Raw genomic sequence first — 14770 nt, 5'->3', positions numbered from 1 at the left:
TTCCACGACGACGAACGGGCGGGCACCCCTCGGGGTGCCCGCCCGTTTCGCGTACTCGAAAGAAGCGGTCAGACGGCGAGCTGCCGGCGTACCTCACCGGCGACCCGGCCCCCCTCGGCCCGGCCGGCCACCGCGGCCTGGGCGGCCTTCATCGCCGGGCCCATCTGCGCCTTGCCGGTGAAGCCACCCTCGGCGAGCGCCCCCGCGACCACGTCGGCCAGTTCCTCGTCAGAGAGCTGCTGCGGCAGGTAGCGCTCCAGCACCTCGCCCTCGGCGGTCTCCTTCGCGGCCTGCTCGATGCGCCCCGCGTCGTGGAAGGCGACCGCCGCCTCGCGGCGCTTCTTCGCCTCCTTGGTCAGCACCGCGAGCACCTCGTCGTCGGTGAGTTCCCGCTTGGCCTTGCCGGCCACCTCGGCGGTGCCGACCGCCGCGAGCGCCATCCGGAGGGTGGAGGTGGTCAGCTCGTCACGCGCCTTCAGCGCGGAACGCATGTCCGCGGTGAGACGGTCCTTCAACGTGCTCATGGACGGTCAAACTACCCTGATCGCCATGCGAAAGCGCACACTATTCCGGCTCGCCGCCGGGACCGCCGCGGTCGGCGCGGCCACCCTCGCGTACGCGTCGCTCGTCGAGCGCAACATGTTCACCCTGCGGCGGTACGACGTACCGGTGCTGCCGGCCGACGCGGAGCCGCTGCGCGTCCTGCACCTGTCCGACCTGCACATGATGCCCGACCAGCGGCGCAAGCAGCGCTGGGTGGCGTCGCTGGCCGGCTTGGACCCCGACCTGGTCGTGGTGACCGGCGACAACATGGCCCACCCCGGCGCGGTGCCCGGAGTGCTGCGCGCCCTCCAGCCGCTGCTGGACTACCCGGGCGCCTTCGTGTTCGGCTCCAACGACTACACCGGGCCGGTCCTCAAGAACCCCTTCACCTACTTCCTCCCCGACCGGGAGTACGTCGAGGGCGTCGAGCTGCCGTACGACGAGCTGCGCGACGTGTTCACCGGAGCCGGCTGGGTCGACCTGAACAACGCCCGGACCACGCTCAAGGCCGGCGGCCGGCTCGTCGAGCTGGTCGGCGTGGACGACCCCCACATCGAGCGGGATGACTACGCCTCGGTCGCCGGCCCGGTCTCACCGTCGGCCGACCTGTCGATCGCGCTCAGCCACTCCCCGGAACCGCCCGTGCTCGACCAGATGGCGGCCGACGGGTTCGGGCTGCTCCTCGCCGGTCACACCCACGGCGGCCAGGTCTGCGTGCCGGGCGTCGGCGCGCTGGTCACCAACTGCGGGCTGCCCCGGTCGATGGCGAAGGGTCTGCACCGCTGGCCCGGCTCCGACTCCTGGCTGCACGTCTCGGCCGGCCTCGGCACCCACCCGACCGCCCCGGTCCGGTTCTCCTGCCCGCCCGAGGCGAGCATCCTGACGCTGATCCCGCGCTGAGGCGCCGGGCCGAGGGGTACCCGGTTTGACCCTCGGACCGGGTGGGCTACTATTTGTCGGCACGCCTCGGGGTGTGGCGCAGTTTGGTAGCGCGCTTCGTTCGGGACGAAGAGGTCGTCGGTTCAAATCCGGCCACCCCGACCAGTGGCAGAAGGCCAGGTGAGATCGCCTCTCACCTGGCCTTCTGGCATATCCCGGGTGAGTCCGGCCTGGTCGAGATCCGCTCGTGGCCCACGACCCCCGGACCACGTCGTTGATCGGTATGCCGGTGAGCTCGGGGTCTTTTCCCCAAGGCGCCAGTGCATGGGATGCGGATCCGCTGGGATGGGCGGGTGGTGGCCGATCGGCGATGGGGACGTGGACACGCGGTAGGGCTGCTGCGCGGCAAGGAGAGCGCGCAGCAGGCGACCTTCGTGGAGTTGTTCTTCGATCTGGTGATGGTGTTCGCGCTCAATCGGCTGGTGGCCGTCGCGGCGCCAGCGGTGAACGGCGGCGACCCGGCCGAGCGGTGGACGGCGACCGGACGCATCTTGTTGCTGTTCATGCCGCTGATGTGGTTGTGGATCATCACGGCTTACATCACCGCCCGGTTCGACCCGCGGTCCGCCCACACGCAGCGGATGGTGGTGGTCACGGCGTTCGCGCTGCTGGTGATGGGAGCGACGGTGCCCCACGCCTTCGGCGGCGCGGGGATGACGTTCGCGGCGACGTACGTTTTCGCCCAGGTCAGCCGCGCGTTGATCTTCGGTTACGCGCTGGGCCGGCACGCGCTGAGCCGGCTGTACCTTCGGGCCTTGATCTGGTTCCTGGTCGCCGGTGTGTTCTGGATCGGCGGGGCGTTGACCTCGGGCGGGAAACAGGCCGCCTGGTGGCTGGTGGCGGTTGCGGTTGATCTCGGGGCGGCGTGGCGGGGATGGCCGGTGCCGGGCCTGGGCAAGGGCCGGGCATCGGTATGGGCACTCGCTCCGCATTACTTGGCGGAGCGGTTTCAGCAACTGCTGCTGGTCGCCCTGGGCGAGACGATCCTGGCCGTCGGTGTCATCTACGCCGCCCGGCTCGGTCGTGTCGGCGACTACCGGAGCATCGGTCTGCTGGCGGCGTTCCTCACGACCGTCCTGCTATGGCGCATCTACTTCCACAAGGCCGGCCAACTTTTCGGCGATGCCGTCGCGTCCGCGCAGGACCCGGCCGGCCTGGGTCGCTTCGCCGCGTCCGCACACGTCGTGATGATCCTCGGCATCGTGGCAACCGCCATCGGCCACGAAATCGTCCAGACCCACCCCGCCGACCACAGCTACCCGTTGTGGCTGATCATGATCCTGGGTGGGCCGGCCTGCTATCTGACCGGGCGGGCGGCGCTGGAACGGGCTGTCTTCTCCCGAGTGTCCCCACACCGCTGGATAGGGGCCCTGGTCCTCCTGCTGGCAGCCGTGCCTCTGATCCACACGCCGCCGATAGCGGCCGCGATCACCGCCACCGTCATCCTGGCGGGCATCGCAGCCATCGACACCCGCCGCTCGTCCCGCCGCCCACCGGAACAACCCCGCCCCGGCGACCGGAGAACCGGGTGGTTGCGTCCACGCTCCTAGGGCCTTTCAATCACGGTGCCGCCCAATGGGGCGAGCACGTCGGTCAGCCAGCAGCCCTCGCCGTCCGTTTGGTGACGAATCGCGCCCGGCCGCCGCCGACGCGCTGCGACACTCGGTCGGTGGGTGGCAAGCGGTGGGCGGAGCGGCTCGGCCCGGCCGTCGCGGTGGCCCCCGGTACCCGGGTGGACCGATTCGAGATCTTCTTCGACCTGGTCTTCGTCTTCTCGTTCTTCATCATCACCCGGGCCACCGCGATGAACATCACCGGCGACAGCCTGCTGCACGGCATGCTGGTCCTCGCCGTCCTCTGGTGGTGCTGGGTGGTGCACACCGTCGTCGCGACCCGGGTCCGACTCGGCGTGGGCTTCGTCCCGGCGCTGATGGTCGTCGCGATGGCCGCGCTCTTCTGCTTCTCCCTGTCCCTGCCACAGGCGTTCGGCAACCCGGCGCAGTGGGCTGTCGGACCGGTGGTGGTCGCGGTGAGCTACCTGGTGCTCCGCTTCGTGCACCTGCTGCTCTACTGGCACGTCGCCCAGGAGCGGCCCGGCGAACGTCGCCTGTTGCTGAGGTACTCCCCCGAGCTGGTGACGAGCACCCTCCTGCTGCTGGCTGCCGCGCTGATCCCACCGCAGATCGACGACCTGAGGCTGGCCGAGATGGTGCGCGACGGGCTGTGGATGGCCGTGGTGCTGTTGCAGTACGGCGCCGGCCTCGTCTCTACCGCCTGGGGCTGGGTGCTGACCTCCGCCGAACACTGGACCGAACGGTACGACCTCATCCTCATCATCGCCCTGGGCGAGTCGATCATCTCGGTCGGCGTGGGCGGCAACCTGCTCGGGGGTGAGCCGGTCACCTGGCGGGGCGTCACCGCCGCGGTGCTCGGCATCTTCTTCACCGCCGCCCTGTGGTGGACGCATTTCGACGTCATCGCTCCGGCCGCCCGGATCGCGCAGCACGCCGCGCAGGGCCGCGCCCGGGTCGCCATGGCGCGGGACGCCTACGCGTACTGCCAGCTCGTCATGATCGCCGGGATCATCCTGTTCGCCCTCGGGGCGGAGGAGATCGTGCGGCAGGTTGCGGACGCCGCGGTCGGCCTCGCCGAGCCGACCCACGGCCCGGGCGCACCGCTGCTGTTCAGCGGGGTGATCTGCTACCTCTGCGGCGGGATGCTGTTCCAACTCCGTACCCTCCGCACGCTCTCCTGGACCCGCGTCGGCACCGTGCTCGTCCTCGCGGTCGCCATCCCCGTCGCGACGCACCTGCCCGCGCTGGCGGCGCTCAGCCTGCTGACGGCCATCTGCATCGCGTTGGTGGTGATCGAGGTGGTTGTCATGGCGGACGCCCGCCGGGCCCTGCTCGGCGCCGTGTTCGAGGAGAAGGCGACCTACGAGAAGCACGAGGCCGGCTGGCGGGCCCGCTGGCACGACGGAACCCCGGACGAAGAACCCCGATAGTCAGGACGGGAACCGAACGGGACGCCGTGCCGTCCCACGTGCAGGACATGTCGGACGGAGGGCACATGCGCGGGGACAGGTACCTGATCGGATCGTTCGCTTTCGCCGTGCTGCTGCTCGCCGGCTGCGCGGGCACCGGCTCCCCGGGCGCGGCCGCGCCGCCGTCACCGACCGCCGCCACGCCAGCCGTTCCCCAGGAGCCGGTCGGGCTGGTCGGAGCGTGGTCGGTGAGCGGGCGGGGCGTGCCGGCGGACACCGTGCTGCGGCTCGCGGACGACGGTCTCGTGGTCTTCCGCGGGTGCGAGTTGCTGCTCGGGGAGTGGCGGGCCGACCAGAGCGGGCTCTTCCTCGCCGGCGTCCACGGCAACTCGACGACCGACTCCCGACGGTGCGAGCCGGCGCCCCGGCCCGAGGCACCGGACTGGCTGGCGCGGGCCGCCGCTTTCCGGGCCGAGGGCGACAGCCGCGTCCTGCTCGACGCCGAGGGCGACGAACTGGCCCGGCTGCGGCCGGGGGCCCGACCGCGGGGCGGCCCGGACGTGTACCGGCCCTGGCTGGAGCCCCCGACCGTCACCGACGAGGTGCGACGCCGGCTCGCTCCGGTGCCGGCGCTCCCGGGCGATCTCGCCGCACCCGGTCGGGACGACCTGGTCGGCCGGTGGGTGCCGGTCAGCGGGCCGGACGGCCGGACGCCGGCCCCCGGGCCCGGTGGCTGGCCGACGCCGCCGTTCGCCGAACTGGCGGCAGACGGGACGTGGCGCGCGTCCGACGGCTGCAACGGCTCGGGTGGACGCTGGGCGGCCGGGCCCGGCGGTGCGTTCGGGGCGACCGGGGGCATGAGCACCCTGATCGGCTGCGACAACGTGCCGGTCAACGGGTGGCTCACCACCGCCCGACAGGCCGGTCTCGACGGTGACGTGCTGGTGCTGCGGGACGCGCAGGGCAAGGAGACCGGCCGGCTGCGGCGCGGCTGACCGACCGCGCCGGCCCCGGGGCGGGATGCTCCCGTCCCGGGATCAGTCGTGCAGCTCGGCGCGCTGGATGTCGGTGAAGGCGGCGGCCAGGTGCGCGTCGAGCGTCGCCCCCGTGGCGGCGAGCAGGTGCGCGACGAGCAGCGGGGCGTGCCGGGCGTACGCCTCCGGGGCCGGCGGGGCCTCGTCGGCCTCCGGGTCGTACAGGCCGAGCGCGCCGGCCAGGAGCACCAGCAGGACGTGCGGGTCGACGTCGGCCCGCCAGGTTGCGGCGCCACGGACGCAGCGCTCCAGCACCGCTCGGACGTCGTCACCGGCGAGCCCGTCCGGATGACCCACCTCCAGCAGGGACCGGACCACGGCGCCGAGGACCAGCCCGGACCGCTCGGCCGCCGCGAGACGCGCGGTCGTCAGGTCGTACGCCTCGACGTCGCGGCCCTGCGCCGCGGTGACCGCGTCGGTCGCCGCCACCGCGATCTCCCGTGCCGGTGCGGGCAGGTGGCGCCACGTCGTGGTCATCGGGCCAGCATCGCAGACCCCACCGACGGCGTGGGTGCTCGTGCTGTCAGGCGGCGGGCGCCTCGGTGGTGAGGCGGATCCGGTCCAGCGCCGGGCCGGACACCGGAGAGTTCGCGGTCAGGTACGCCACGAACGCGTCCAGGTCGATCTGGCCGGTGACCTGGTTGGTCCCGCCGGTGAGGACGCTGAAGCCGTCACCACCGCCGGCCAGGAAGTTGTTCACCGTGACCCGGTAGGTGGCACCGGTCTCGACCGGCACGCCGCCGAAGGCGAGGCTGCCCCGGACCACGCGGGTGCCGGCGCACGGGTCGGCGGCCGGGGCGGTGGTGCCGTCCGGGTCGACCACGTAGCGGACGGTCGACGACGGGTACAGGACCCGGCCGGTGACGAACTGCTGCTCCAGCAGGCAGTACAGCTGCGCGCCGGTGAGGTCGAGCGTCACCAGGTTGTTGGCGAACGGCTGCACCGTGAACGCCTCCTCGTAGGTGACCGGGCCGGCGTCGAGGTCGGCGCGGACACCACCGGGGTTCATGAAGGCGGCGACGGCGTTCTGCTCGTCGTCGGTGGCCCAGAGCTGCGCGTCGGCGATCAGGTTGCCCAACGGGGACTCGCCCCGAGTCGTACCGAATAGGGTCTCCTGGGTCCGGGTGATCGCCTCGGTGGTGGTGCCCACCTGCCGGCCGGCCACCGGGCCGAGGACGGCCTTGTAGCGGTCGATCAGCGCGGTCTGCGCCGGGTCCTTGGCGACGTCGCGGGTGACCACGACGTTCTCGGCGGTCGCGGTCAGCACGTCACCGGTGCGCCGGTCGATCTTCAGGTCGATGTCGGTGACCAGGCGGCCGAACGAGCTGGCGCTGGTGACCAGCTTGTTGTTGACCTCGCAGTTGTACGCCTGGTGGGTGTGCCCGCTGACGATGACGTCGATCGACGGGTCCATCCGGTTGGCGATGTCGACCACCGGGCCGGTGAAGTCGACGCAGTCGTTGATGCCGCCGGCGCCGGCCTGGGTGCCGCCCTCGTGCAGCAGCACGACGATGGCCTCCACACCCTTGCGGCGCAGCTCGCGGGCGTACCGGTTGGCGGTCTGCGCCTCGTCGGTGAAGGTGAGGCCGGCGACGCCCTGCGGGCTGACGATCTCCGGGGTGCCCTCCAGGGTCATCCCGATGAAGCCGACCTTGACGCCCTGGACCTTGTGGATGGCGTACGGCGGCAGCAGCGGCTGCTGCGTCTCGTCCACGAACGCGTTCGCGGACAGGTACTGGAAGCCGGCGCCCTCGTACGGCGTACCGTCGGCGCAGCCGTCGACCGGGTGGCAGCCGCCGTTCTGGATGCGCAGCAGCTCGTCGGAGCCCTCGTCGAACTCGTGGTTGCCGACACTCGCGTAGTCGAGGCCCGCGAGGGTCAGCGCCTCGATGGCGGGCTCGTCGTGGAACGCGGCCGACAGCAGCGGCGAGGCGCCGATCAGGTCACCGGCGGCGACGGTGATGGTGTTCTTCTTCCTGCTGGCCTCGCGCAGCTCGGCGAGGTGGGTGGCGAGGTATTCGACACCGCCGGCGGGCTGGCCGGCGATGGTGCCGCTGGACCCGCTCGGCGGTTCGAGGTGGCCGTGGAAGTCGTTCAGCGCGAGCAGGGTGACGTCGACCGGCTTCGGTCCGGCGTCCGCCTGGTCGGGGGTGGTCGCGACCGCGCCGAACGCGGTCACGGCGAGCGCGGTCAGACCGATGGCGGCCCGACGCATCCCGGGGATGGACATGGATCTCCTCGTGGGAAGCGGCGCGGACGCCCGGGCGATGGGTCGCGCCGGGCCAGGCCGCGCCGTCGGCAGGTTCGGTCGCGGGTGGCGGCGGTGGGGGACCGCCGCCGGCGTCGGTCACAGCCTCTCACCGGGAACCGTCGCCAGTCGACCGGAGCAGCACATCAGAGCTGCGGGTACGGCGGATTGCCCGGACACACGGACGGACGAGTCCGACATGACCGGCGAATGGCCGCCGGCCGGTCCACATCAGAAGCTGCACGTTGTCCCGGCGGCGTGGCTGACCTGCACGAGATGCGTGACGCAGGCGGCGCCGTCGAGCCGGTGCAGCAGCAGCGCGGTGGGCTCGGTGACCCAACCGATCTGCTCGTCCGGGCTGAGAGTGAGCGAGCTCTGCCGCCACGTGCTCGGCGCGGTGGTGAGCACCGTACCGGCGAAGCCGGCCGTCACCGGCCGGTGCAGATGTCCGGCGGCGACGCGGACCACGTGGGGGTGCCGGCCGATCACCTCGGCCAGCGCGTCCGCGTCGGCGAGCCCGATCGCGTCGGCGGCCGGAATGCCGACGGTCACCGGCGGGTGGTGGAGGCAGACCACCGCCGGCACCTCGGGCCGCCCGGCGAGCACACCGTCCAGCCAGCCGAGCTGCTCCGGGCCGATCCGGCCGCCGCCCGCTCCCGGGACGAGCGAGTCCAGCACCACGACGGTCACCTCCGGGTGGTCGACGTGGTAGTACGCGGAGAAGCCCCCGCCCAGCCACGGCGTACCGCCGAACGCGTCGAGCAGGGACTCCCGGTCGTCGTGGTTGCCCGCGACGAGATGAACCGGAAGCGGGAACCGCCCGATGATCTCGCGCAGGGCCGCGTACTCGTCGGGGCGGCCCCGGTCCACCAGGTCGCCGGTGATGACCACGCAGTCCGGCCGGGGGTTAAGCGCGAGGACCCGGCCGAGGGCCCGGTGCAGCCCGGTGGCCGGCTCGGCGGCGAGCACGCCGGTGGTCAGGTGCGGGTCACTGAGCTGGGCGATGAGCATCGGACCTCCACTCGACCGGGATCCCCACGCTATCGCCACGGCGCACCACCCGGGGCCCGGCCGCAGTGAACACACAGGCCCCGTCCACACCCTGTGGATAGCACGTGTGTACGAAGGATCCGCACGTCACCGCGCGCTGGTTACGCTTGATCGCGTGACCCGGCGACGGCCGGGCCGCTGCCGACCTGGGACGACGTACGAGTGGATCATCAGCGAGTCATCCGTGACGTCACGGTCCGCCTGCCGATGGCGTCGACCGCGGCCGAGGCGTGCCAGTGGACCGTCACCGCGCTGGCCCGGCACGCCCCGGCCACCATCTCGGTGCTCCTCCAGGTCCACGACGGGCTCCGCTGCGTCGCGGCGACCGGCTCCTGGCAGGTCTACTCGACCGTCCCGCCGGACACCGGCATCGTCGGGCGGGTCTACGCGTCCGGGCGCACCGCCGTCGTCCCCGACGTCGCGGCGGACCCGGACTACATCCCGGTACGCCCCGACGTCACCAGCGAGGTCTGCGTACCGGTCCTCGATCCGGCGGGCCGGCCGATCGGCGTGCTCGACCTCCAGTGGAGCGAACCGGCGGACCTGGTGGCCTGGCGGGACACCGCCGAACGCCTGGCGGGCCGGCTCGGCGCGCGGATCGTCGCACTCGGCGGACCGCCGGCGGAGAGCCGCAGCGAGAAGCTGCTCCGGCACGCCGCCGCGCTGAATTCGGCGCCCACCGAGTGGGACCTGATGCACGCCGCGATCACCGCCGCGAGGGACGTCTCCACCCTCTCCGCCGCCGTCCTGGTGCTGGCCGGCCGGCAGGGCCCCCGGCTCGGCGCGCCGACCGCCGCGCCGGGCGATCTGGAGTCCCGCATCCGGGCGGAGCTGGCGGAGGCCGGCCCCGAAACGCTCAGCCGCATGATCAGCCTCGCCCACCGGTACGGCGCCGGCTACACCCTCGGCGAGGCCGGGCACCCGCCCACCGACGACCATGCCCCGCTGACCCGCGCCGGAGCACGCACCCTGGTGGCGGTGCCGGTCGGCCCGTCCGACGGCGGCGGGCTGCTGCTGGTCGCCGACGAACGGCTGCTGCGCCCCGACCCGACGACGGTGAACCTGGTGGAACTGCTCGCCGGGCAGGCCTGGAACGCCCTGGACCGGCTGCGCACCCTGGCCCGACTGCGCGAGCAGGCCAGCTCCGACCCGCTGACCGGGTTGCGGCACACCGGGCCGTTCGGCCAGCGCATCGCCGCGGCGACCCCCGGCCGTACGGCCCTGCTCGCGATCGACGTGGACGGCTTCAAGAACGTCAACGACACGTACGGCCACCAGGCCGGCGACCGCGTGCTCGTCGGGCTGGCGCGGGCGCTGGAGGGGGCGCTGCGGCACGGGGACGAGCTGTACCGGATCGGCGGCGACGAGTTCGTGGCGGTGATCGAGGTGAACCGCCCGGAGGAGGCCGTCCGGATCGCCGAGCGGCTCACCGAGGCGGCCCGGCGTATCGGTCGGACGATCAGCGTCGGCGTCGCCCTGCCCCGCCCCGGCGAATCTCCCGACCTGACCCTCCGCCGAGCCGACCAGGCCCTCTACCGTGTCAAGCGCGAGGGCCGCGACGGCGTCCACCTATCCGCCGCCTAACCGCCCCTCCCCCGGCGGACACCTCCCCGCCAAGCTCCGGTCGATCATGAAGTTAGCGGGTGATTCGATCTCTAAATCACCCGCTAACTTCATGATCGACGCGGGGATCCGGGGGGTGGGGGGGGGACCGGGGGGTGGGGGGACGGGGGGTGGGGGGGGGTTATGGGTGGGTTAGGGCTTGGGCCAGGAGTTCGGCGATCTGGGCCGTGTTCAGGGCCGCGCCCTTGCGGAGGTTGTCGCCCGTGACGAAGAAGTCGAGGGCGCGGGGGTCGTCGAGGGCGCGGCGGATGCGACCGACCCACGACGGGTCGGTGCCGACCGCGTCGATCGGCATCGGGAACTCACCGGCCGCGGGATCGTCGACCAGGATCACGCCCGGCGCGTTGCGCAGCACCTCCCGGGCGCCCTCCGCATCCACCTCGGTGGCGAAGACCGCGTGCACGGCCACCGAGTGCCCGGTCACCACGGGTACGCGGACCGAGGTGGCGGACACCTTGAGGTCGGGCAGGCCGAGGATCTTGCGCGACTCGTTGCGCAGCTTCATCTCCTCCGACGACCAGCCGCCGTCGGCCACCGAGCCGGCCCAGGGGACCACGTTCAGCGCGAGCGGCGCCGGGAACGGGCCCAACTCGTCGCCGACCGCCTGCCGCACGTCGCCGGGGCGGGAGCCGAGCACCCGGTCGCCGGCGATCTTGGTGAGCTGGGTGTGCAGGGCGTCCACGCCGGCCTGCCCGGCCCCGGAAACCGCCTGGTACGACGCCAGCACCAGTTCGCGCAGGCCGTACTCGCGGTGCAGCGGCGCGACCGCGACGATCATGGCGAGCGTCGTGCAGTTCGCGTTGGCGATGATGCCCTTCGGCCGGTTGCCGACCTGCTCGGGGTTGATCTCGGGCACGACCAGCGGAACGTCGGGGTCCATCCGGAACGCGCCGGAGTTGTCGACCGCGACCGCGCCCCGGCTGACGGCCACCGGGGCCCATTCGGCCGACACCTCGTCCGGCACGTCGAACATCGCGACGTCGACGCCGTCGAACGCCTCCGGGGTCAGGGCCTGGACGGTCAGGTCCTCGCCCCGGCACCGGAGCACCCGCCCGACCGAGCGGGCGGAGGCGATGAGCCGGATCTCGCCCCAGACGTTCCTCCGCCCGGTGAGCAGCTCGCACATCACCGTGCCGACGGCACCCGTCGCCCCGACCACGGCCAGGGTGGGCAGCGACGTCACGGCACTACCGCCCGGTCCCCGCGTACACGACCGCCTCGGTGTCGCCGCCGAGGTCGAAGGCTTCGTGGATGGCGCGTACCGCCGCGTCCAGGTCGGTGTCGCGGCAGACCACGGACACCCGGATCTCCGACGTGGAGATCATCTCGATGTTGACGCCGGCCTGGCCGAGGGCGGCGAAGAACCCGGCGGCCACGCCGGGGTGCGAGCGCATGCCGGCGCCGATCAGCGAGACCTTGCCGACGTGGTCGTCGTAGAGCAGGCCCTTGAACTTCACCACGTCCTGGATCTTGCTGAGCGCGGCCATGGCGGTGGGGCCGTCGGTCTTGGGCAGCGTGAACGAGATGTCCGTGCGACCGGTGCCCTCGGTGGACACGTTCTGCACGATCATGTCGATGTTGATCTCCGCCCCGGCGACGGTGTCGAAGATCCGCGCGGCCGCACCCGGCTCGTCGGGCACGCCGACGATCGTGATCTTGGCTTCGCTGCGGTCGTGGGCGACCCCGGTGATCAGCGCCTGTTCCACGGGAAGGTCCTCCATCGATCCGGTGACCATCGTGCCGGTGTTGGTCGAGTATGACGAACGGACGTGGATCGGCAACCCCGCCCGGCGGGCGTACTCCACGCTCCGCAGGTGCAGCACCTTGGCGCCGCAGGCGGCCAGCTCCAGCATCTCCTCGTACGTGATCTGCCTGATGTGCCGCGCGTTCGACACGATCCGCGGGTCGGCGGTGAAGACGCCGTCGACGTCGGTGTAGATCTCGCAGACGTCCGCGTGGAGCGCGGCGGCCAGCGCGACGGCCGTGGTGTCCGAACCACCGCGGCCCAGCGTGGTGACGTCCTTGGTGTCCTGGGAGACGCCCTGGAACCCGGCGACGATGACCACGGCGCCCTCGTCGAGCGCTCCCTTGAGGCGCCCGGGCGTGACGTCGATGATCCGTGCCCGGCCGTGCACCGACGTGGTGATCACGCCGGCCTGCGAGCCGGTGAACGAGCGGGCCTCGTACCCCAGGTTGTGGATCGCCATGGCGAGCAGCGCCATGGAGATGCGCTCCCCGGCGGTGAGAAGCATGTCCAGCTCGCGGCCCGGCGGCAGCGGGCTGACCTGGTTGGCGAGGTCGAGCAGCTCGTCCGTGGTGTCCCCCATCGCGGAGACCACCACCACGACGTCGTCGCCGGCCTTGCGGGCCGCGACGATCCGCTCGGCCACCCGCTTGATCCGCTCGGCGTTGGCGACGGAGGACCCGCCGTACTTCTGCACCACGAGTGCCACGACGGTGCACTCCCTCCCAGTGACCCTGAGCGTGCCGACGCCGCCGGGTGAGGGCCGGCGGCGCATGTCAGACGCCCTCAGCCTATCGGGCGGGCGGATCGGCGGGGTCGGGTGATCCCACCATCCGGCCCGGACGCCGGCACCCGGTGGCGTACGACACGCCGGCCTCCGCCCGGGCGGCGGGGCACCGGACACGGGCGGTGCACCCGAGAATGGGCGGGTGCCCGCCCACCTTCGTCCGGCCGTACCCGCCCGGCTCCCGGCGGTGCCGCCGACCCGGCGGCTCACCGGCCCGCTCGCGCTGGCCCTGCCGGCGCTCCTGGTCTCCTGCACCGCCGACCAGCCGGCCGCCGGCCCACCGACACCGACGGCGCCTCCGACGGCGGCGGCTAGCGCGGACGCGGCGCGGGACGAGCTGGCCGCCCTCGCAGCGGCGGCGCAGGACCGCCACCTGGTTGCCAGCTACACGCTGCGCGGCACGGACGGTCCGGACCGCACGATCCTGGTCACCACCGCCGGTGACGGCAGCTGGCGGGTCGACGTGCCCGGCGGTGCGCTGGGCGGCGGGGTGGACGTCTCACTCGCCGCGACCGCCGACGGCCTGTTCCAGTGCGCCCTGCCGTCCGCCGCGCGGCCGGAGGCGGCGGGCTGCGTACGCGTCGGCGACTCCGACGACGCCCTGCCGCGCCGCCTGGACCCCCGGGTGCAGCACCCCTTCACCGACTGGCTGGACGTGCTGACCGACCGCCGGTCGCCGCTGTCCGTGTCCCCGGCGCAGCCGCCGCCCGGCGCCACCGGGACGTGCTACTCGGTCGAGACGACGTCCGCGTCGATCAACGCGCCGCTGGACGTCGGGATCTACTGCTACGACGCCGACGGGACGCCCACCGCCGTCCACACCGCCTCGGGAACGCTGACGCTGGCCGGCCCGCCGGCGCCCGGCCCGGCCACCGTGCAACTCGCGGGACCGGTGACCGAGGGGGAACCACTGGGCACGGCCGCGCCCGAACCGACCGCCGGAACGGTCTAGACGGCAATCCGTTACGGGTGCGTTTGCCCACATTCCAACCCCACCGCCCTCACCCGCAAATCGGCCATACGGGACACTGCCTCCCATGCCCGACCTCACTCCGCTACTCGCGTTCCGCTGGAGCCCCCGGTCGTTCGACCCCGGCGCCGACCTCAGCCCGGCCGAGGTCGGCGTCCTGCTGGAGGCCGCCCGATGGGCACCGTCGGCGGCCAACCGGCAACCCTGGCGCTTCGCCGTCGGCCGGCGCGACGACGAGACCTGGAAACGAATCATGGTGAACCTGCCGGCGCGCGACCAGCGGTGGGCCGGCCGCGCATCGGTCCTGCTGCTGGCGGCGCACCTCACGCCGCAGGCCGACCCGACCGGCTGTGCGCCCTACGACCTCGGCCACGCGGTCGCGCACCTGACCGTGCAGGCGACCGCCCTCGGGCTGCACGTCTGCCAACTGCGCGACCTGGACCGGGCCGGCCTCACCGCCGACCTGGACCTGCCCGGCGACGTGCACCCCACCGTGGTGGTCGCCGTCGGCCGGCTCGGTGACCCGCTCAGCCTCCCCGCCGACCTGCTGGACTCGGAGACCGGCCTGCGCCGCCGCCACCCGGTCGCCGACCTGCTGCTGACCGACGCCACTGCGAACTCCGTCTCATAGAGCGGACCAGCCTTCCCACCGACCGTCCCACCACGTAGGGTGACTTCGTCATGTGGCAGGCGTACCTCCTCCTTGGTCGCCGCGACGAGGCCTGACGGCCGGCACCTCGTCGCGGAGTCGAACCGCGCCGCCCAGCACTCACCGATCTTTCTCTTCGGCACCGTCGCCGACTCGGCACCGTCGCCGACCTCTGACTGCTGACGTCACATGACCACGGG

General features: G+C 72.8%; 13 protein-coding genes and 1 tRNA gene. 8 read left to right on the top strand and 6 right to left on the bottom strand.

Annotation, left to right across the window (positions count from 1 at the left end; all coding sequences use genetic code 11):
- Window positions 1–68 precede the first annotated feature (68 nt).
- Complete coding sequence (locus AB0873_RS23265; RefSeq protein ID WP_366602102.1) at window positions 69–524, bottom strand: GatB/YqeY domain-containing protein; 456 nt, start codon at window positions 522–524, stop codon at window positions 69–71.
- Between the two features lie 25 nt (window positions 525–549).
- On the opposite strand from AB0873_RS23265, the gene AB0873_RS23260 reads away from it, so the two are divergent.
- From AB0873_RS23260 to AB0873_RS23240, 5 genes are all read left to right on the top strand, one after another.
- Window positions 550–1443 carry a metallophosphoesterase gene (locus tag AB0873_RS23260; protein ID WP_366602100.1) on the top strand — a complete coding sequence of 298 codons (894 nt, stop codon included), beginning with the start codon at window positions 550–552 and terminating at the stop codon, window positions 1441–1443.
- 67 nt (window positions 1444–1510) lie between these two features.
- Window positions 1511–1587 (top strand) — tRNA-Pro (locus tag AB0873_RS23255).
- Window positions 1588–1751: 164 nt separating this feature from the next.
- Window positions 1752–3032, top strand: coding sequence for a low temperature requirement protein A (locus tag AB0873_RS23250; protein ID WP_366602098.1), 1281 nt, complete (start codon window positions 1752–1754; stop codon window positions 3030–3032).
- Between the two features lie 119 nt (window positions 3033–3151).
- The gene (locus AB0873_RS23245; RefSeq protein WP_366602096.1) at window positions 3152–4486 is read left to right on the top strand and encodes a low temperature requirement protein A; all 1335 of its coding nucleotides are present in this window, start codon (window positions 3152–3154) and stop codon (window positions 4484–4486) included.
- 65 nt (window positions 4487–4551) lie between these two features.
- Window positions 4552–5460, top strand: coding sequence for a hypothetical protein (locus AB0873_RS23240; RefSeq protein ID WP_366602094.1), 909 nt, complete (start codon window positions 4552–4554; stop codon window positions 5458–5460).
- A 42-nt stretch (window positions 5461–5502) separates the two neighbouring features.
- On the opposite strand, the gene AB0873_RS23235 is transcribed toward AB0873_RS23240, so the two are convergent.
- The 3 genes from AB0873_RS23235 to AB0873_RS23225 all read right to left on the bottom strand — a co-directional run bounded on the left by AB0873_RS23235 (window position 5503) and on the right by AB0873_RS23225 (window position 8758).
- Window positions 5503–5976 carry a hypothetical protein gene (locus tag AB0873_RS23235; RefSeq protein ID WP_366602093.1) on the bottom strand — a complete coding sequence of 158 codons (474 nt, stop codon included), beginning with the start codon at window positions 5974–5976 and terminating at the stop codon, window positions 5503–5505.
- A gap of 46 nt (window positions 5977–6022) precedes the next feature.
- Window positions 6023–7729, bottom strand: a complete 1707-nt coding sequence (locus AB0873_RS23230; RefSeq protein WP_366602091.1) for a bifunctional metallophosphatase/5'-nucleotidase — start codon at window positions 7727–7729, stop codon at window positions 6023–6025.
- Between the two features lie 249 nt (window positions 7730–7978).
- A complete protein-coding gene (locus AB0873_RS23225) occupies window positions 7979–8758 on the bottom strand; it encodes a phosphodiesterase (RefSeq protein ID WP_366602089.1) in 780 nt (259 codons plus the stop codon).
- Window positions 8759–8959: 201 nt separating this feature from the next.
- Here AB0873_RS23225 and AB0873_RS23220 point away from each other — a divergent pair, with 201 nt between their 5' ends.
- Window positions 8960–10381: a diguanylate cyclase gene (locus AB0873_RS23220; RefSeq protein WP_366602087.1), complete on the top strand. Its 1422-nt coding sequence runs from the start codon at window positions 8960–8962 to the stop codon at window positions 10379–10381.
- A gap of 160 nt (window positions 10382–10541) precedes the next feature.
- Here AB0873_RS23220 and AB0873_RS23215 read toward each other — a convergent pair whose 3' ends face one another.
- Both AB0873_RS23215 and AB0873_RS23210 read right to left on the bottom strand, forming a co-directional pair.
- Window positions 10542–11603: an aspartate-semialdehyde dehydrogenase gene (locus AB0873_RS23215; protein ID WP_366602085.1), complete on the bottom strand. Its 1062-nt coding sequence runs from the start codon at window positions 11601–11603 to the stop codon at window positions 10542–10544.
- Between the two features lie 4 nt (window positions 11604–11607).
- A complete protein-coding gene (locus AB0873_RS23210) occupies window positions 11608–12873 on the bottom strand; it encodes an aspartate kinase (protein WP_155329833.1) in 1266 nt (421 codons plus the stop codon).
- 220 nt (window positions 12874–13093) lie between these two features.
- Here AB0873_RS23210 and AB0873_RS23205 point away from each other — a divergent pair, with 220 nt between their 5' ends.
- Both AB0873_RS23205 and AB0873_RS23200 read left to right on the top strand, forming a co-directional pair.
- A complete protein-coding gene (locus AB0873_RS23205; RefSeq protein WP_366602083.1) occupies window positions 13094–13903 on the top strand; it encodes a hypothetical protein in 810 nt (269 codons plus the stop codon).
- 85 nt (window positions 13904–13988) lie between these two features.
- Window positions 13989–14552, top strand: coding sequence for a nitroreductase family protein (locus tag AB0873_RS23200; RefSeq protein ID WP_366602081.1), 564 nt, complete (start codon window positions 13989–13991; stop codon window positions 14550–14552).
- Window positions 14553–14770: the final 218 nt, after the last annotated feature.

Source organism: Micromonospora sp. NPDC047707 (genome assembly GCF_040704235.1).
Taxonomy (GTDB): Bacteria; Actinomycetota; Actinomycetes; order Mycobacteriales; family Micromonosporaceae; genus Micromonospora.
This window is presented reverse-complemented; position numbering and strand designations above follow the sequence as displayed.

What these genes read in the sequence shown, in the direction of transcription:
- AB0873_RS23200 (WP_366602081.1), top strand. Translation starts at nt 13,989, where the DNA reads ATGCCCGACCTCACTCCGCTACTCGCGTTCCGCTGGAGCCCCCGGTCG.
- AB0873_RS23265 (WP_366602102.1), bottom strand. Translation starts at nt 524, where the DNA reads ATGAGCACGTTGAAGGACCGTCTCACCGCGGACATGCGTTCCGCGCTG.
- AB0873_RS23225 (WP_366602089.1), bottom strand. Translation starts at nt 8,758, where the DNA reads ATGCTCATCGCCCAGCTCAGTGACCCGCACCTGACCACCGGCGTGCTC.
- AB0873_RS23235 (WP_366602093.1), bottom strand. Translation starts at nt 5,976, where the DNA reads ATGACCACGACGTGGCGCCACCTGCCCGCACCGGCACGGGAGATCGCG.
- AB0873_RS23250 (WP_366602098.1), top strand. Translation starts at nt 1,752, where the DNA reads ATGCGGATCCGCTGGGATGGGCGGGTGGTGGCCGATCGGCGATGGGGA.
- AB0873_RS23240 (WP_366602094.1), top strand. Translation starts at nt 4,552, where the DNA reads ATGCGCGGGGACAGGTACCTGATCGGATCGTTCGCTTTCGCCGTGCTG.
- AB0873_RS23230 (WP_366602091.1), bottom strand. Translation starts at nt 7,729, where the DNA reads ATGTCCATCCCCGGGATGCGTCGGGCCGCCATCGGTCTGACCGCGCTC.
- AB0873_RS23260 (WP_366602100.1), top strand. Translation starts at nt 550, where the DNA reads ATGCGAAAGCGCACACTATTCCGGCTCGCCGCCGGGACCGCCGCGGTC.